Genomic DNA, 16,716 nt, shown 5'->3' with positions numbered 1-16,716 from the left:
GATAGCCTCCGGACGGACCAAAATCATTCCCACTCGATTGTCCCCGGCGGCTTGCTGGTGATATCATAGGTCACCCGGTTGACCCCCCTGACCTCATTGACGATCCGCCCGGCAACCCGGGTCAGAAACGCCATCTCGAACGGATAGACATCCGCCGTCATGCCGTCGGTGCTGGTGACCGCGCGCAATGCACAGGCCATATCGTAAGTGCGGCCGTCGCCCATCACGCCGACCGTGCGCACCGGCAACAGCACCGCGAACGCCTGCCAGATCGCGTCATACAACCCGGCCAGGCGGATCTCCTCAAGGTAGATCGCATCCACCCGGCGCAGCAGATCGGCCTTTTCCCGCGTCACCGCGCCGGGGATGCGGATCGCCAGCCCAGGCCCGGGAAACGGATGCCGCCCGATGATCGCCTCCGGCATGCCAAGCTCGCGGCCCAGCGCGCGGACCTCGTCCTTGAACAATTCGCGCAACGGCTCGATCAGCTTCATCCGCATCCGCGCCGGCAGGCCACCGACATTATGATGTGACTTGATCGTAACGGATGGACCGCCGGTGAAGCTGACGCTTTCGATCACATCCGGATACAAGGTGCCTTGACCCAGGAAGTCGGCGCCGCCGATCTTGCCGGCCTCCTGCTCGAACACCTCGATAAACAGCCGCCCGATCGTCTTGCGCTTGGTTTCAGGGTCACTGATCCCTTCCAGCGCGCCCAGGAACAGCTCGGAGGCATCGCGATGCACCAGCGTAACGTTGAACCGTTCCCGGAACGTTTCCACCACCTGCTCGGCTTCGCCCTGGCGCAGCAGGCCGTGGTCCACGAAAATGCAGGTCAACTGCTCGCCGATCGCCTGGTGCATCAGCACCGCCGCGACCGAGGAATCAACCCCGCCCGACAGTCCGCAGATCACTCGCCCAGCGCCCACCTGGGCGCGGATCCTGGCGATCTCGGTGGCGCGAAACCCGGCCATGGTCCACGAACCGGACAGCCCAACGACCTCGTGGGTGAAGTTGCGCAGCAACTGCGCGCCATGCGGCGTGTGCACCACCTCGGGATGGAACTGCACGCCGTAGAAATGGCGGCTGTCGTCGGCGATGGCGGCGAACGGGGCGCCGTCGCTTGTCGCCACGACCCGGAAACTCGGCGGCAGGCGGGTCACCCGGTCACCGTGGCTCATCCAGACCTGTTCCCGGCCGCCCTTTGCCCAGGTGCCGTGGAACAGCGCGCAGTCATCGGCGATTTCGACATAGGCGCGGCCGAACTCGCGGTGTTCGGATGGTTCTACGGCGCCTCCGAGTTGATGGCATAGCAGTTGTTCGCCGTAGCAGATGCCCAGCACCGGGACACCGAGGTCGAACACCGCCGGCGGGGCGAGCGGCGATACCGCCTCGTGCACCGAGGCCGGGCCGCCGGACAGGATGATGCCGCGCGGGGCCCAGGCGGCGATCCTGGCGGCATCGGCGTTGAACGGCCAGATCTCGCAATAGATCCCGGATTCGCGCAGCCGGCGGGCGATCAACTGGGTCACCTGGCTGCCGAAATCCAGGATCAGGATGCGTTCGGGCGTGTTCGCCGGATCAGGCAGGGAATCGGTCATCGATTGGGTCATCCCCAGCGCTTGATCCGCCGCCTTGGACCATGCGGCCGGCGGCTTTGCAAGCGGCGCGTGTCAGGTCAGGAAAGCCCCGCCGTTTACGTGCAGCGTCTGGCCGGTGATGTAACGCCCCTCGGGGCCGGCGAGGAACCGCACCGCGGCGGAAATTTCCGCCATGTCGGCCTTGCGCCCCAGAGGCGGTCCGCTGTCGCGCAGGCTGCTCGGCAGGGCACCGGCGGACGTCCCGCGCACGGTGTTTACCGCGCCCGGAGCGACCGTGTTGCAGGTGATCGCGTGCGGCGCCAGTTCCACCGCGAGCGCCCGCATCAAGCCCTCCAGCCCGGCCTTTGACGCCGACACGTGGCACCGGTTGGGGGTGCCGACATGGGTCGAGATTCCCGACAGTGCGACGATCGCGCCGCCGCCGCGGCCCAGCATGTGCGGCACCGCGGCCCGAGCCAGGATGAAACCGCCGTCGAGGGCGACGGAGAGGATCTCGCGCCATTCGGCGAAGGACATCTCGAGGAACGGGGTCTGCCGGCGCAGTCCGGCGTTGCTGACCAGGATGTCGATGCCGCCGAACGCCGCCACCGCTGCCTGGATCATCGATTGGGTCGCCGCCGGGTCGGACACATCCGCCAGGCAGCCGATCGCCTGACCGCCGGCGGCGTTGATCTCGGCGACCACGCCATCGACCGCGGAGCGGTCGCTGCGGCCGTTGACCACCACGGACACACCGCGTGCCGCCAGGTCCAGCGCAATGGTGCGTCCGATATTCTTGCCGGCGCCGGTGACCAGGGCGACCTTGCCGGCGAATGTTTGCTCGATCGGGCTCATGCCGCTTGCAGGATCATGTCCGCTCCCTTTTCGGCGATCATGATCACCGTGGCGTTGGTGTTGCCCGACACCACGGTTGGCATCACCGACGCGTCGATCACCCGCAAACCGCGCAGACCCTTGACCCGCAGGTCGGGGTCCACGACCGCTTTCGGGCCGGGACCCATCATGCAGGTGCTGGTCTGATGGAAGGTGGTGCCGGCGGTGGCGCGGACATGGTTCAGCAGGTCCTCGTCGGTTTGTGCCCGCGGGCCGGGGTAGATCTCTTCCTTGCAGTATCGACGGAGGCTGGCGGTGTCGAAGATCCGGCGCGTCACCCGCAGGCCGGCGACGATGGTGTCGCGGTCGGCCTGGGTGGACAGGTAGTTCGGCTGCATCGCCGGCGGCCTTGTCGGATCGGGCGACTGGATGCGCAGCCAGCCGCGACTCTCCGGCCGGCAGGGAATGGCGACCATGGTGCAGCCGGGAAAGCGGTGCATTGGTTCCCCGGTCTTTTCGGTGCTGCCGGCGAGGAACTGATACTGTACGTCGGGGCTGTCCAGCTCCGGTCGGGTCTTGACGAACAGCCCCATCGGTCCAGCGCCGGTCATCAGCGGGCCCTTCCGAGCCAGGATCCATTCGGCGCCCGCGTACAGGCGGCGCAGCCAGTTGTGGTAGATTTCGTTCATCGTCACCGTGCCGTCGATGCAACGGTGGATGATGCGGCCGCCGATGTGGTCCTGCAGGTTCTCACCGACGCCGGGCAGGTCGTGCTGCACCTCGATGCCCAGCGACTGCAGCAGCGCGCCCGGGCCGATGCCGGACAGTTGCAGGATCTGCGGCGAGTTGATCGCGCCGCCGCACAACAACACCTCTTTTCTGGCCGTCGCGCGATAGATTGCGCCGTTCTGGCTGTATTCGATGCCGACGGCGCGTTGGTTGTCCAGCAGCACCCGATGCGTCAGCGCGTGGATTTCGACCGTCAGGTTGGCGCGCGACCGGATGGGCTTCAGGTAACCCGCGGCGGCGGAACACCGGCGTCGGCCCTTGACCGTCAACTGCAGCGGCCCGACGCCTTCCTGCTCGGCGCCGTTGAAGTCGGGATTGAGCTGGTAACCCGCCTCTTGCGCACCGGCCAGGAAGGCGTCGTGTAGCGGATGGTCGGTCTTCAGGTCCGATACCCCGAGCGGGCCGCCTTCGCCGTGGTAGTCGTCGGCGCCGCGTTCCTGATCCTCGGCCTTGCGGAAATACGGCAGCACGTCGTCATACGACCAGCTGGTGTTGCCGAGTTGGCGCCACAGGTCGAAATCCTGGCGTTGGCCGCGGATGTAGATCAAACCGTTGATCGAGGACGATCCGCCCAGCACCTTGCCGCGCGGCCAGGAGACGCGGCGGTGGTTCAGTTGCGCAACCGGTTCGGTCTCGAAATGCCAGGCGACCTTAGGGTTGTAGATGTTGCGGTAGAACCCGGCGGGGATGTGGATCCACGGATCGGTGTCCTTGCCGCCCGCTTCCAGCAGTAGCACCCTTGTGTTCGGGTCGGCGCTCAGGCGATTGGCCAACACGCAGCCGGCCGAGCCGGCGCCGACAATGATGAAGTCGTAGTCCTTGCCCGCTTGCATGCCGCGGTTCCCCCTGCTGGCCGCCGTTCTAGCGGCCAGTGAAGCGGAACCGGCCGGCGTTGACCAGACGTGAGCTGTCCGGTCCTAGCTGAATTCAGGTCACAACCCGCAACGCCGGCCGGGATTTCACCGCCATGCGGCGATAGAGGGACACGTAATCCTCGGCCATGCGCCGGGCGGTGAAGCGCTGCTCGAAGCGGTCGCGGATGATGCCGGTGGCGAGGCGGTCGAGCCGTGCCACGGCGGCAACGGCGGAGCTTTCGTCGTGGACGATAAAGCCGGTCACGCCGTGATCGATCACCTCGGGCACCGAACCGGCGGGGAAAGCGATGGTCGGTGTGCCGCAGGCCATCGCCTCGATCATCACCAGGCCGAACGGTTCGGGCCAGTCGATCGGCAGCAGCAGCGCCTTGGCGCCGCTCAGGAACGCTGGCTTCTCGGCGTCGCCGATCTCGCCGATCATTTCGATCTGCTGACCATCGATCAGCGGGCGGATCGTGGTTTCAAAATACTCGCGATCGACCCGGTCGACTTTGGCCGCGATCTTCATCTTCATGCCAGCGGCGCGCGCGATGCGGATCGCCTTGTCGGGAGACTTCTCGGGGCAGATCCGACCCAGGAACGCCAGATAGTCACGCTTGCCGGGCTGCGGCGTCAGCAGGTCGGGCGGCAGGCCATGATGCACGGTGCCGATAAAGTTGCCATGCGGCAGCGGACGGCGCTGTGCGTCCGAAATCGAGACCAGCGGCGCGGTGGCGAAGCAGTCATAGATCCGCGTCAGTTCCGGCAGGTCGAGCCGGCCATGCAGGGTGGTCATGAACGGCGTCTGCTGCCGGCTGAGCAATGAGAACGGCCAGTAGTCCAGATGACAATGCAGCACATCGAAGTCCTGCGCCTGTTGATAGACCTTCTCCATCAACAGCATCTGCGGTGCCATCGCATCGCGCAGCGTGGCGTCGAAGCGCAGCGCGCACGGCCAGGCGGATTCAAGTTTCGCGGTCGTGATGGAGTCACCGCTGGCGAACAGGGTCACGTCGTGTCCCATCGCCATCAGTTCCTCGGTCAGGTACGACACCACCCGCTCGGTCCCGCCATAGGTGCGCGGCGGAACGGATTCAGTCAGTGGCGCGATCTGGGCTATACGCATGATAAGCTGGCTCCCGGTCTTCCAAGGCAACCAGTCATGCCGCCCGGATCGGGTTTTTTTGCGGCGGACCTGTCATGAAGCCGCCAAACTCGGCACCTTCACACCGATGTGACCACGCCAGGGAGACCACGCTGCCGGGTTTGCGTTTAGGCAGGCGAAACGGCGCCGCCTCGGCGGCCCCGATCATACTGGGGGTGCGAATGGCGCGGCTGGTTGTCATTTCCAACAGAGTGCCGCTTCCGTCGGAACGCGGCGCCAAGGCCGGCGGGCTGGCGGTCGCCCTGGCCGATGCCTTGCGACCCGGGTCCTTGTGGTTCGGCTGGAGCGGGCGGCGATCCACGCGTGGATCGGGGACCACGCACATTCAGCGGTCCGATGGCATCACCTACGCCACGATCGACCTGACCGAAGCCGACTACCGGTCGTTCTACGTCAATTTCTCCAATGGCGCGCTGTGGCCATTGCTGCACTTCCGGCTCGGGCTGCTCGACTTCAAGACCGAGGATTATGGCGGCTATCGCTCGGTGAACCGTCAGTTCGCCGCGGCGCTGCTGCCGTTGTTGCGGCCCGACGACATGATCTGGGTGCATGACTACCACATGATCCCAATGGCCGCCGAATTGCGTGCGCTGGGCGTCACCAACCGCATCGGGTTCTTCCTGCACACGCCGTTCGTGCCGCCGTCGATCTTCAATGCCCTGCCGCGATCGGGCGAGTTGCTCAACAGCCTGTGCGCCTACGACGTCGTGGGCTTTCATACCCACAGCTACCGCGCCGCCTTCCTTGACTGCGTGGCCGAGAACTTCGGCGTCCATCCTGATCCCGACGGCCGCTTCAACTGGCGCGGCCATGCGGTGCGCGCGATCGTCGATCCGGTGGGTATCGATGCCGATGCGTTCTCGGAACAGGCAATCACCGCCGCGCGCGGGTCGGATGCCAGGTTGCTGCGCGACAGCCTGAGCAAGGGCGGGCTGGCGATCGGCGTCGATCGGTTGGACTATTCCAAGGGCCTGATCAACCGGTTCGAGGCGATCGGCCGGTTTTTCGCCAACTATCCGCAGCATCGCAGACAGGTCAGTTTCCTGCAGATCGCGGCCCGATCGCGCGAAGAGCAAGGCTCGTACCAGCGTCTGCGGCGTGAACTCGACCGGATCGTCGGTGACACCAACGGGCGTTACTCCGAATTCGACTGGACGCCGTTGCGCTACATGACGCGGGCGGTCAAGCGCGACACCTTGGCCGGGTTCTTCCGGCTGTCCCGCATCGCGGTGGTCACTCCGTTGCGCGACGGCATGAACCTGGTGGCGAAGGAATTCGTCGCGGCGCAGGATCCCGAGGACCCCGGCGTGCTGATCCTGTCCCGCTTCGCCGGGGCGGCCGAGGAAATGACTGAGGCGCTGATCGTCAACCCCTACGATTCCGACGAGATCGCCGAGGCCATGCATATCGCCCTGGCGATGGAACTGGAAGAGCGGCGGGAGCGCTGGCAGGCGTTGCACGAAAAGGTCCGCACCAGTACCGCGCGGCAGTTCTGTTCTGTGTTCCTTAACCATTTAGGGGTTCCCGATACCCAGCCGGCGAAACCGCGCCTGCGCGCGATTTCCTGAGTTCGTCGCTATATCGTGACGTTTCCGCGACTCGGCGGCGCTGACGATGCTGCCTATATGGCGTGTCGTTACAGGAACGAGGATCGGGATGCCAAGGTTTGTCGCGACGGGCGCTCTGCTGCTGGGGATCGCGGTGGCGGTCGTCAGCTGCACCGACCCTTATGATCCGAACCAGCGTGCCGTGGGTGGCGGATTGCTGGGGGCAGGGGCGGGGGCCGCGGTGGGCGGCCTGGCCGGCGGTGGCAGCGGTGCGCTGGTGGGCGGACTGGCTGGCGGAGCGCTTGGCGCGGTCGGCGGCGCGGCGACCACGCCACAACCACCGCCGCCGCGCTATCGGCAGGACTATCCGCCGGCGTATCGGTCTTATTGATCGGCGAACAGTCCGACCCGGGCGCCGGATGCCGGCGCGTCGGCTCGGAACAGGCCGCCAAGCGTGGGAAACTCGGCCAGAACCTCGGCCGGTTTACCGTCGCGCAGCGAGGTCACGTACAAGCCGCCATCGGCGAAGCACGGCATCGTCGGGCCGGGCACCGGGAATGGCCATTTGCGCAGCAACTCTCCGGTTGGACTGAAGCAGTTCAGGCATCCCGCCGATGGTCCGGCCGACCAATAGTTGCCGTCGGCGTCGGTTGCGGCGCCGTCGGGGCGACCGTCCTCACTGGCGAGGCGCGCCAGGATGCGATGATTGTCGCGAGCGCCTGTGACCGGGTTGAAATCCCACGCCTGGATGATTCCGACCGTCGAATCGGAATGATACATGATCCGCCCGTTCGGCGACCAGGCCAGACCATTCGATCCGGCAATGCCATCCTCCTGCTTGGTCACCTGACCGTCCGCGGTGACGCGATACAGCGCGGCGACCTTCTGGCGTGGTGAGTTGCCGTCCATGCTGCCGACCCAGAATGCGCCATCCGGTCCGACCTTGCCATCGTTCAGCCGATTGGTCGGCGGCTCGGCAATCTTGTCCGTGAGATTGGTCAGCGCGCCGGATAGCGGGTCGAACAGCACGACGTGATGACGCTGGGCGACCACCAGGCGGCCTGATCGGCATAGGCCGAAACTGGCGACGATGTCTGGGAAATCCCAGGATTCGCGGGCTCCGCTGTCGATCGACAGGGCGTTGATGCGCTTGCCGTCGATGTCGCAGAACATCACCCGCCGCTCGGCGGCGTCCCACACTGGCGACTCGGCCACGCCGCAGCGCGAGTCCCAGACCAGTTCGAAGTCACTCATGTGGCTGTCCTTCTGCGCCCAAGATTGACGGCGCCCGATCCGTCGCCGATCCAGCCAGTTGCCGGATTGCGCCGATTTCAGAGCGGATTATCCTGCATCCGGCTGGGCGACACCAGTGGGTTTCGAGATCTCGTAGAGCTTGAATAGGCCGCCTGTCATAGGAACCGTGCCATGAACGAGCCATCCAACGCCGACGATCGCCTGCTCAGTGTGGCGGAACGCGAGATGGTGGATCAGACCCGGCCACCCGGCGTTGCCAATCTTTCGAAGGATCAGCTTCAGGCCTTGGGAAAACGGCTGCGCAATGCTCGCGACCGAGCCCGCCGCATCGGCCGCCAGCAGAGCCGCGAAATCAGCGGCAAGGGGAAGCCTCGCGGCGCCACCCCGGCGCGCGACAACACCGGGACCGAGGCCAAGGCTCAGGCGCTGGTCGAGGCGTTGCAGCGGGTGACGGCGGCGCTGCGCAAACTGAACGCACCGACCCAGGCCGAGGTCATGCGCAAGGCGGTGGCGCGCAAGCGCGCTGCCGCGGCCACGCAGCATCCCGCCCCTGGCCGTTCGGCGAACAAGGGTATGGCGCCGAAAGTCAGCGCGCGGCCGACTGTCAAAAGCGACCCGCGCGAGATCGGGCGGGTGTCCCAGGCGATCAAGGTGGCGCAACGCAAACGCGATCGCTGAACGCCGCCGCAGCGGACGCATGGACTGGATCGAAGCCAATTTCACTGATCAGGCGGGGCTCGCGGCGCTCTTGCTGGCGGCGCTGGGTCCTGACGGCGACGACGGCTCGCACGACCGGTCGCATTTGCTGCGGGTCTGGCAAAATGCGACCTCGATCGCTGGTCGCGAAGCGGATTGTGATCGTGCCGTGCTGACCGCGGCCGTCATCCTGCATGATTGCGTGGCGGTGGAAAAAGACTCGCCGCTGCGGTCCCAGGCCTCGCGTCTGGCGGCATCCCGAGCGCGCGCCATATTGGCGGGGTTGGGCTGGGAAGCACCGAGGATCGACGCCGCTGCGCACGCGATCGAGGCACACAGCTTCTCTGCCGGCATAGCGGCGGAAACGCTGGAAGCGCGCATCCTGCAGGACGCCGACCGGCTGGATGCGATCGGTGCCATCGGCATTGCCCGCTGTTTCTATGTGGCCGGGCGCATGGGGTCTGGGCTGTATGATCCGGCGGACCCGCCGGCGGGCAGGCGGGATCTGGACGACCGCCGCTTCGCACTGGACCATTTCGGCGCCAAGCTGTTCAGGGTGGCGGGGAATTTTCAGACCGAGGCCGGCCAGGCACTGGCTGATGCGCGAACCCGCACCATGCGGCGCTTCGTGCAGGCTCTGCTGGATGAAATCGAAGGGAAAAGTGAATGATACGGGCTGCGATCGTCGGACTTGGCTGGTGGGGCCAGAACCTGGTCAACAGCGTGCGCGGCAGTGAGGCGATCCGCTTCACCATCGCCCAGACCCGCGCCCAGGCGACCGCTGCCGCGTTCTGCGCCGAGGCCGGGCTGCGCTGGGTTGGGTCACTGGAGGAGGCGCTGCACGATAAGCAGATCGACGCCGTGGTTTTCGCCACGCCTCACACCCAGCATACCGGTCAGGTGATCCGCGCTGCCACCGTCGGGAAGCATGTCTTCGTCGAGAAACCGTTCAGCCTGTCGCTTGCCGAGGCGGCGCGTGCGCGGCAGGCGGCCGACGCCGCCGGTGTCGTGTTGGCGATCGGCTTCAACCGACGCTTCCATCCGTCGATGCGTCTGTTGAAGCAAGCGGTCAGCAGTGGCCGGCTGGGCACCCTGGTGACGATCAGCGCCGAGCAGACCGCGCTGGCCGGCATCTCCATGGCGCAGGAGTCCTGGCGCGCCAGTCCCGAGGAGACGCCGGCGGGTGCGATGACCGCGATCGGGGTGCACCTGGTCGATGGGATGATCGATTTGTTCGGCCCGATCCGCCAGGTTTATGCCGAGGTGGCAAGGCGCGCGGCGCCGCTCGCCGATGACACCACCGATGTCCTGCTGCGCTTCGCCAACGGCGCCTCGGGCCACATCTTCTGCTCTACCGCCGCGACACCGCACTACCGCATGGCGGTCTATGGCACCAAGGGCTTCGCCGAGGTGCTCGGACATCCGATGACGCTGTTCCGTTTCGTCCCGGCGGCCGGTGGCGGCGCGCATGGCGCCGGTGACCCCGAGGTAACAGAGACCCAAGGCTTCAACATGCTGAACGCCGAGCTGGAGGCGTTCGCTGCCAGCATCGTCGCCAAGCGGCCTTTCCCGACACCGCTGGATCAGATCATCCACGGTGTCGCGGTGTTCGAGGCGGTGGCGGCGTCGGCGGCCGGCGGAGCGCCGGTCTCCGTCGGGTGACGGTGCCGCTGCTCAGATCGCCTCTGGTTAGACCGCCTCTGGTGAGACCGCCTCTGGTGAGACCGCCTCTGGTGAGACCGCCTCTGGTGAGACCGCCTCTGGTGAGACCGCCTCTGGTGGCCGCCTCTGGTCAGACCAGGGAATAGCCCGACCCGCTGGTGGTGACGCCGCGGCCGGTTGCTTGCTCGATCCAGCCGAATTCTTTCAGGATCTGCTGGCTGTAGGTCACCCGACCGTTGACGGTGTGCGCCGGTTCACTCGCCAGCAGCAGCGCGGCCCGGGCCATCAGCATCGGGTGCTCGCCCTTCGGGTCGTCGATGCCGCTGACCAGCTTGTGGTGGATGGTGCCCGGCGTCGGCACCACCTGCGACGGCGACACCGCGGCGACGCTGATGCCGTCGTATTGCTCGACCTCTTGTGCCAGGCCCTGGGTGAAGCGCTCCAGCGCCGCTTTGGTGGCGCCGTACATCACGCCGCCGCGCACGGTCTTGTCGTCGTACGGGCCGCGACCTGGTCCGATCGCCGCGCCGGAACTGATGTTAACGATGGCGCCGCGGCGGCGCGGGATCATGTCGGTCAGCACCGCCTTGGCGAGGATGAAGGGAGCATGCACGTTGATCGCGAAGCAGCGCACCCAGCGGTTGGTCGGATAGGTATCGGTCGGCAGATAATAGTTCAGTGCGGCGTTGTTCACCAGGATGTCGATCGCGCCGTAGTTTTCTCGAGCGGCCTGCACCAGCGCCAGGCATTCGGCTTCGACCGAAACGTCGGCGGTCACCGCTGTCGCCTCGCCGCCCTTGTCGCGTATCAGGCCGACGGTGCGCGACAGCGAGCCTTCGAGCATGCGGTGCTCGCCTTCGTTCAGCGTGCGCGCGGCGCAGATCACTTTGGCGCCTTGCGCGGCGAACAATTCGGCGATCTGCTGACCGATGCCCCGGCTGGCGCCGGTGACGATCGCGACTTTCCCTGAGAGCTTGGCCTCTGACGGCTTGAGCATCGGACGGTTTCCCTATTTCACGCTATCTTCGCCCGATATCGCCTTGGTGGCCAGTGTGTCAGCCGTCGCGAACGTGAGTCTAGCTGTGCTTGCTCAGGTCACCCGTGTTGGCTGATGCGTGGCCGGGCGGCCGGAGGCGCCGACCGCCAGGTCAGGCGGTCCGACGATCCTCCATGACGGTCGTGTGCACCATTGTGTCCGGCTCATACATCCAACGCGCCACCGCGCCGGCCAACATCGCACCGGCGATCGGCGCCACCCAGAACAGCCAGAGCTGGTCGATGTAGGCGCCACCGGCGAACAGCGCCGGGCCGGTGCTGCGCGCGGGATTGACCGAGGTGTTGGTGACCGGGATCGAAACGAGGTGGATCAGCGTCAGCGCCAGCCCGATCGGAATGCCGGCGAAGCCCGACGCGGCACCCTTCGATGTCGTTCCGATGATGATATAGAGAAAGAAAAAGCTCATCACCAGTTCGCAGATCAGGCACGCGGTCAACGAATATTTGCCCGGGCTGAGGTCGCCGTAGCCATTCGCCGCGAATCCCTTCGGGGCCCAGTCCTGCTTGCCCGATGCGATCAGCCACAATACCGCCGACGCTGCGATCGCGCCGATAAGCTGAGCAATGATATATGGGACCACGTGTTTGTTCGCGCAGCGGCCGGCCGACCACAGGCCCAGGGTGACTGCCGGATTGAAATGGCCGCCGGAAATCGGCCCGACCGCATAGGCCATCGTCAGCACGGTCAACCCAAACGCGAACGCCACCCCTAGAAAGCCGATCCCCAACTCGGGAAACGCGGCATCCAAAACCGCCGCGCCACATCCGCCGAACACCAGCCAGAATGTACCGAACAGCTCGGCGGTCACCCGACGTGCCATATCGTCCTGCATTAGCTCCCCCCACTACATACAAGAAACGGCCGCCGCGGATCACCCTGTAGACAGCCAACTTCCGGACGCAGGCCCAACGTTTTCGGGCCTATAGCATCTGATATGTATTTGATGCCTTTGGCATTTAACGATCCCGTGAGGATGCGTGACAGCTTCAAGGCGGAGCCTCAGGCGCAGGCGGCTTGCAACGCCGGTCGCAGGAACGCCGGATCGAAAACCTTTGTCGCCATCACCTGGCAACGGCGCATCAGGCGGATCTCGTCGGGGCCATAATCGGCAATGGCGCGATGAATGGTCCCCAGGTGATCCCAGATCAGCAGGTCGTTTTCGTTCCAGTCGTGCTTGTAGCGAAATCGCATTTCCAACTGATGACGGAACAGAAAATCCAGCATGTCGTCGCTTTCCGACTGCTTCAGTTCGTTGATCCTTACCGCATAGCCTTCGTTGCAGTACAGCACTTTGCGCCCGGTGATCGGATGGGTCAGGAACACCGGATGCACCACCGGCGGACGCCACCTGCGTTGTTCGTCGGTCATCGCCGGCCGGCCACTTGCCTTGTGCTGGCGCATGTGCTCCCAGAATTTTTCAAAGTCGTGGGTGGCGGTCATGCCGTCCAGCCTGGTCTTGATGTCGGGCGGCAGCGCATCGTACGCCGCGGCCATGTTGGCGAACGCGGTGCCGCCCAGCGGCTTGCCATCGCGACGAGGAATGCGGATGCCATACAGCACGTTGACGAAGCCGATTGTCTCCCGATACGACATGTCGGTGTGCCAGTCCTGGCCGGCGTCGGGACTGCCGATATAGACGCCGTTCTGTTTGACGTTCGACAGGATGCCGACCTCGGGGTACGGCTGGGTGGTATCGACGGAGCGGATCGGATTGCCCTGGATTTCGCCGAACCGTTCGGAGAAACGCTTGACGTCGCCGATGTCCAGAAGCTGGTCGGGAAACCGCAGCACGCCGTGCTGACCCAGCGCCAGCAGGATTTGGCCGAAGGCGGCTTCGGGCATGGGCTGCGCGAGATCGATGCCGCGAACGGTGGCGCCAAGGATCGCGCCGGTCGGTTCGATGCCCAGCATGCCACGCCCTCCGTTATTGTTTCATCAGCAGCAGCGCATCGGCGACCGTCAGCCCGGATCCGTCTGCGTGCAGGATCACCGGGTTCAACTCGAATTCCCGCACCTGATCGGTCAAAGTCAGTGCCGCTCGCGACAGCGCCGCGACCAAGGCCGCCAGCGGCGCCAGATCGATCGGTTCGGCGCCGCGGAAACCGGTCAGCAGACGAGCGGCTTTCAATGACAGGATCAGGCGTGTGGCCTCGGCTTCATCGAGAGGGGCCGGCGCGTGGACCACGTCGCCGAACAGTTCCACCGTGGTGCCGCCGAAGCCCAGCATCATGATCGGGCCGAAGGTCGGATCGTTCACCATGCCGATGACGAGTTCGTACCCGCGCGGCGCCATCCGCTGCACCAGCACGCCGTCGATTTTTGCCCCCGGTGCTCGGTGTCCCACATTCGTCAGCATATTTGTATATGCACCGGCGACAGCGGCGCGGTCGGCCAGCGCCAGCTTCACCCCACCCACCTCGGTTTTGTGCGGCAAGTCTGGCGACTGCAGTTTCAGCGCCACCGGGAAACCCAGGCGGTCCGCCGCATCGGCGGCTTCCTCCGGCGACCCTGCTAGTTGTTCCGGCGTATCGGGCAGCCAGGCTGCCAGCACCTGCTTGGCCAGATACTCCGGCACCACCGGTGGCAGTCCGGGATACAATCGGCCGGACACCGGGGTGAACGGGTCCGGCAACGGCCGCCGCAACGCCTCGGCGTAGCTGGCCAACTTGCCCATCGCCACGCCGACGTTGCGCAGATCGCTGTGCACGAAGAGCCCGCACCCGGCCGCCGCGGATCGTCCGAACGCCGAGGGCAGCGTGTAGCTCCAGACCGTCATCGGCTTGCCGCAGCGATCCGCCACCGCTCGTATCCGGTCGGCGTCCAGCGACGCCCTTGTCTCGCTGGCGAGGGAGGTCACCAGCACCATGATGTCGATCTCGTCCGAGCGAGCCAGGTGTTCCATCACGGTCATCATGGCGGGGCCGGTGTTGGACCCTTGCGCGGTGACATCGACCGGATTGCCCGATGCGCCATAAGACGGCATCAGCGGGCGCAGCGCGGCCTGCGATGCCGCCGAGAGGTTCGGCACCAGCAGCCCGTGCGCCGACAGGGTATCAGCCATCCAGGCACCGCCGCCGCCGGAAACGGTGATGATCCCGGCGCGCCTTCCGGTCGGCAGCGGGCAGGTCAGCACGACGCCGGCGATGGCGACCGCTTCGTCGGCATCCTCGGCCTCGATCACGCCGTAGCGCTCGAAGATCGCGTGATAGGCGGTGTGGGATCCGGACAACGATGCGGTATGGGATGCACTGGCTCGCTTGCCGGCATCGGAACGACCAACCTTGATGGCGATCACCGGCTTGCCGAGCGCACGAGCTTTTTCCAGCGCCGCGACGAAGCCGGGTCCGTCGCGCACCGCTTCGCAGAACAGCATCACCGCGTGGGTTTGCGGGTCTTCCACCATGTAGTCCAGGAAGTCGGCCATTGTCAGGTCGGCTTCGTTGCCGGTGGAGATCACATAGCTGAAGCCGAGCCCGGCCGCCGCGCCGCGGTTGAACAGTGCGAAGCCGATACCACCGGACTGGGCGATGACCCCGACACGGCGTTGCGAGACCAAGGTGCGATCGTCCTGTTCCTTGGTTTCCACCGTCGGGCTGAAGGTGGTCGCGACGCGGCCCAGTGCGTTATAGTAGCCTTCGCAGTTCGGCCCGCAGGCTCGGATTCCAGTCCGTTTTGTTACCGCAAGAAGGTCGGCCTGCATGTCACCCGCGGCACCGCCTTCCTCGGCGAATCCCGAACTGATGATCAGCACGTTCTTGGCGCCGGCGCGGGCGCATTCGTCGACCGCGGCGGCGACGCCGGCGGCGGGGATCGCGATCAGCGCAAGATCGATACTGCCCTCGACGGCGCAGATCGAGGGGTAGCAGCGTAGTCCATCGAGTTCCTGATAGCTTGGGTTGATCGGCAGGACGCGGCCGGGATAGCCGTTGTCGCGCAACTGACGAAACAACCGGCCACGGATACGATGGAGGTCGGGTGACGCCCCCAGCACCGCGATCGATTCGGGCCAGAAGAAGCTGTGCAGCTTGTGGGAGGTCACTTTCGCGCCCCGGTCGGGATGTCGCGGAACGGCAGTCCCTTGTCGGCACGCGGATCCTGCGGCAGCCTCAGCACCCGTTCGGCGATGATGTTCTTCATGATCTCGTCGGTGCCGCCGGCCAGGCGCAGCGCCGGAGAATACAGCAGGGCTTCCTCGAATATGCCGGCGACCGGCATTGCCTCGCCCATCGTCGGTCCGGCCATGCCGATCATGTCCAGGCCGTATGACAAGATGTCCTGCAGCTTGTTCGCCGCGACGACCTTGATGATCGAGGACTCAGGTCCCGGCGTTTGCCCGCGCGACAGCGCCGTCATGCCGCGGAACTTGGTGTATTTCAGTCCTTGCGAGCGGGTATAGAACTCGGCCAGCCTTTCCTGCACCGCCGAGTCGTCGATCGCTGGGCCGTCTTCCAGGTCGATCGATTGCGCCAGCCGGAACAGTTCGGTGACATCGGGGCCGGGCGCATCGCGCATGCCGTGACGTTCGTTCATCAGCGTGGTCAGCGCGACTTTCCAACCGGCGCCGACCGGACCGACCCGGCGGCTGTCGGGAATCCGGACATTGTCGAAGAACACCTCGTTGAAATGGGACGATCCGGAGACCTGGCGGATCGGGCGGATTTCGATCCCGGGCGTCTTCATGTCCAGGATGAAGAACGTCAGCCCCGCATGCTTCGCCACGTCGGGATTGCTGCGGGCGACCAGGATGCCGAAATCGCTGTAGTGGGCGCCGGAGTTCCAGATCTTCTGGCCGTTGACCACCCATTCGTCGCCATGCTTTTCGGCCCTGGTGCGCAGCGCGGCGAGGTCGGATCCGCCGCCCGGTTCGCTGAACAACTGGCACCAGACCTCATCGGCGCGCATCGCCGGCTTGACGAAGCGGTCGCGTTGTTCCGCGGTGCCCCAACTGCAGATCGTCGGTTGCGCCAGGCTGACGCCGATGGTGAAGATGCCCGACAGCACGTCGTATTTTGCTTCTTCCTGGTTGTAGATGACGTTCTGGATCTGGCTGCCGCCGCGGCCGCCCCATTCCACGGGCCAATGAATGCCGACGAAGCCGGCCTCGTACTTGCGGCGCTGGAAGTCCTTGGCGCGCTGCATCGCGCCGGGGGCGTCCTGGCCGCGCCGGTAGCCCTCTACTGCGCCGGGCTTGCGCCGTTCGGCGTTGGTGTCCAGGAAGCGCCGAGCCTCGGCGCGGAATGCGGCTTCTTCTTGGGTGTCGTCGAAATCCATGGGGCTG

15 protein-coding genes are annotated in these 16,716 nt (G+C 65.7%); 5 read left to right on the top strand and 10 right to left on the bottom strand.

Features of this window, described 5'->3' with window-relative positions; genetic code table 11:
- Positions 1-23 precede the first annotated feature (23 nt).
- The 4 genes from guaA to ACQY4T_RS24530 all read right to left on the bottom strand — a co-directional run bounded on the left by guaA (position 24) and on the right by ACQY4T_RS24530 (position 5,183).
- Positions 24-1,601 (bottom strand): glutamine-hydrolyzing GMP synthase, encoded by a 1,578-nt coding sequence (guaA, locus tag ACQY4T_RS24545; RefSeq protein WP_428536008.1) that lies wholly within the window; start codon positions 1,599-1,601, stop codon positions 24-26.
- 72 nt (positions 1,602-1,673) lie between these two features.
- Positions 1,674-2,435: an SDR family NAD(P)-dependent oxidoreductase gene (locus ACQY4T_RS24540; RefSeq protein WP_428536006.1), complete on the bottom strand. Its 762-nt coding sequence runs from the start codon at positions 2,433-2,435 to the stop codon at positions 1,674-1,676.
- A complete protein-coding gene (locus ACQY4T_RS24535; protein WP_428536004.1) occupies positions 2,432-4,036 on the bottom strand; it encodes a GMC family oxidoreductase in 1,605 nt (534 codons plus the stop codon). The genes ACQY4T_RS24540 and ACQY4T_RS24535 overlap by 4 nt, the downstream gene beginning before the upstream one ends.
- 94 nt (positions 4,037-4,130) lie before the next feature.
- Complete coding sequence (locus ACQY4T_RS24530; protein WP_428536002.1) at positions 4,131-5,183, bottom strand: glycosyltransferase family 4 protein; 1,053 nt, start codon at positions 5,181-5,183, stop codon at positions 4,131-4,133.
- A 200-nt stretch (positions 5,184-5,383) separates the two neighbouring features.
- On the opposite strand from ACQY4T_RS24530, the gene ACQY4T_RS24525 reads away from it, so the two are divergent.
- Together ACQY4T_RS24525 and ACQY4T_RS24520 are read left to right on the top strand one after the other, a co-directional pair.
- Entirely contained in the window at positions 5,384-6,790 is a 1,407-nt protein-coding gene (locus ACQY4T_RS24525; protein ID WP_428536000.1) for an alpha,alpha-trehalose-phosphate synthase (UDP-forming), read from the top strand.
- An 88-nt stretch (positions 6,791-6,878) separates the two neighbouring features.
- Positions 6,879-7,160 (top strand): cell envelope biogenesis protein OmpA, encoded by a 282-nt coding sequence (locus ACQY4T_RS24520; protein ID WP_428535998.1) that lies wholly within the window; start codon positions 6,879-6,881, stop codon positions 7,158-7,160.
- Here the strand turns inward: ACQY4T_RS24520 and ACQY4T_RS24515 are convergent.
- A complete protein-coding gene (locus tag ACQY4T_RS24515; RefSeq protein WP_428535996.1) occupies positions 7,154-8,023 on the bottom strand; it encodes an SMP-30/gluconolactonase/LRE family protein in 870 nt (289 codons plus the stop codon). The genes ACQY4T_RS24520 and ACQY4T_RS24515 overlap by 7 nt on opposite strands.
- Positions 8,024-8,194: 171 nt before the next feature.
- Here ACQY4T_RS24515 and ACQY4T_RS24510 point away from each other — a divergent pair, with 171 nt between their 5' ends.
- Genes ACQY4T_RS24510 through ACQY4T_RS24500 form a run of 3 tightly spaced genes read left to right on the top strand, consistent with a single transcriptional unit; the run spans position 8,195 to position 10,381 of the window.
- Positions 8,195-8,701, top strand: a complete 507-nt coding sequence (locus tag ACQY4T_RS24510) for a hypothetical protein (protein ID WP_428535994.1) — start codon at positions 8,195-8,197, stop codon at positions 8,699-8,701.
- 19 nt (positions 8,702-8,720) lie between these two features.
- Entirely contained in the window at positions 8,721-9,389 is a 669-nt protein-coding gene (locus ACQY4T_RS24505; RefSeq protein WP_428535992.1) for an HD domain-containing protein, read from the top strand.
- On the top strand, positions 9,386-10,381 hold the full coding sequence (locus ACQY4T_RS24500; protein WP_428535990.1) for a Gfo/Idh/MocA family protein: 996 nt from the start codon (positions 9,386-9,388) through the stop codon (positions 10,379-10,381). Before ACQY4T_RS24505 ends, ACQY4T_RS24500 begins: the two co-directional genes overlap by 4 nt.
- Before the next feature lie 130 nt (positions 10,382-10,511).
- On the opposite strand, the gene ACQY4T_RS24495 is transcribed toward ACQY4T_RS24500, so the two are convergent.
- The 5 genes from ACQY4T_RS24495 to ACQY4T_RS24475 form a co-directional block, all read right to left on the bottom strand.
- Positions 10,512-11,378 (bottom strand): SDR family NAD(P)-dependent oxidoreductase, encoded by an 867-nt coding sequence (locus ACQY4T_RS24495; RefSeq protein WP_428535988.1) that lies wholly within the window; start codon positions 11,376-11,378, stop codon positions 10,512-10,514.
- A 151-nt stretch (positions 11,379-11,529) separates the two neighbouring features.
- Positions 11,530-12,258, bottom strand: a complete 729-nt coding sequence (aqpZ, locus tag ACQY4T_RS24490) for an aquaporin Z (RefSeq protein WP_428535986.1) — start codon at positions 12,256-12,258, stop codon at positions 11,530-11,532.
- 179 nt (positions 12,259-12,437) lie between these two features.
- A complete protein-coding gene (locus tag ACQY4T_RS24485) occupies positions 12,438-13,349 on the bottom strand; it encodes a TauD/TfdA dioxygenase family protein (RefSeq protein ID WP_428535984.1) in 912 nt (303 codons plus the stop codon).
- Between the two features lie 13 nt (positions 13,350-13,362).
- Positions 13,363-15,477 (bottom strand): acetate--CoA ligase family protein, encoded by a 2,115-nt coding sequence (locus tag ACQY4T_RS24480; protein ID WP_428535982.1) that lies wholly within the window; start codon positions 15,475-15,477, stop codon positions 13,363-13,365.
- On the bottom strand, positions 15,474-16,709 hold the full coding sequence (locus tag ACQY4T_RS24475; protein WP_428535980.1) for an acyl-CoA dehydrogenase family protein: 1,236 nt from the start codon (positions 16,707-16,709) through the stop codon (positions 15,474-15,476). Before ACQY4T_RS24475 ends, ACQY4T_RS24480 begins: the two co-directional genes overlap by 4 nt.
- Between the last annotated feature and the right edge of the window lie 7 nt (positions 16,710-16,716).

It is taken from the genome of Rhodopila sp., from assembly GCF_965277825.1.
GTDB lineage: Bacteria > Pseudomonadota > Alphaproteobacteria > Acetobacterales > Acetobacteraceae > Rhodopila.
This window is presented reverse-complemented; position numbering and strand designations above follow the sequence as displayed.

Coding starts and splice junctions, on each gene's coding strand:
- ACQY4T_RS24535 (WP_428536004.1), bottom strand. CDS start 4,036: ATGCAAGCGGGCAAGGACTACGACTTCATCATTGTCGGCGCCGGCTCG.
- ACQY4T_RS24510 (WP_428535994.1), top strand. CDS start 8,195: ATGAACGAGCCATCCAACGCCGACGATCGCCTGCTCAGTGTGGCGGAA.
- guaA (WP_428536008.1), bottom strand. CDS start 1,601: ATGACCGATTCCCTGCCTGATCCGGCGAACACGCCCGAACGCATCCTG.
- ACQY4T_RS24500 (WP_428535990.1), top strand. CDS start 9,386: ATGATACGGGCTGCGATCGTCGGACTTGGCTGGTGGGGCCAGAACCTG.
- ACQY4T_RS24525 (WP_428536000.1), top strand. CDS start 5,384: ATGGCGCGGCTGGTTGTCATTTCCAACAGAGTGCCGCTTCCGTCGGAA.
- ACQY4T_RS24495 (WP_428535988.1), bottom strand. CDS start 11,378: ATGCTCAAGCCGTCAGAGGCCAAGCTCTCAGGGAAAGTCGCGATCGTC.
- ACQY4T_RS24515 (WP_428535996.1), bottom strand. CDS start 8,023: ATGAGTGACTTCGAACTGGTCTGGGACTCGCGCTGCGGCGTGGCCGAG.
- ACQY4T_RS24540 (WP_428536006.1), bottom strand. CDS start 2,435: ATGAGCCCGATCGAGCAAACATTCGCCGGCAAGGTCGCCCTGGTCACC.
- ACQY4T_RS24485 (WP_428535984.1), bottom strand. CDS start 13,349: ATGCTGGGCATCGAACCGACCGGCGCGATCCTTGGCGCCACCGTTCGC.
- ACQY4T_RS24520 (WP_428535998.1), top strand. CDS start 6,879: ATGCCAAGGTTTGTCGCGACGGGCGCTCTGCTGCTGGGGATCGCGGTG.
- ACQY4T_RS24505 (WP_428535992.1), top strand. CDS start 8,721: ATGGACTGGATCGAAGCCAATTTCACTGATCAGGCGGGGCTCGCGGCG.
- ACQY4T_RS24530 (WP_428536002.1), bottom strand. CDS start 5,183: ATGCGTATAGCCCAGATCGCGCCACTGACTGAATCCGTTCCGCCGCGC.
- ACQY4T_RS24475 (WP_428535980.1), bottom strand. CDS start 16,709: ATGGATTTCGACGACACCCAAGAAGAAGCCGCATTCCGCGCCGAGGCT.
- aqpZ (WP_428535986.1), bottom strand. CDS start 12,258: ATGGCACGTCGGGTGACCGCCGAGCTGTTCGGTACATTCTGGCTGGTG.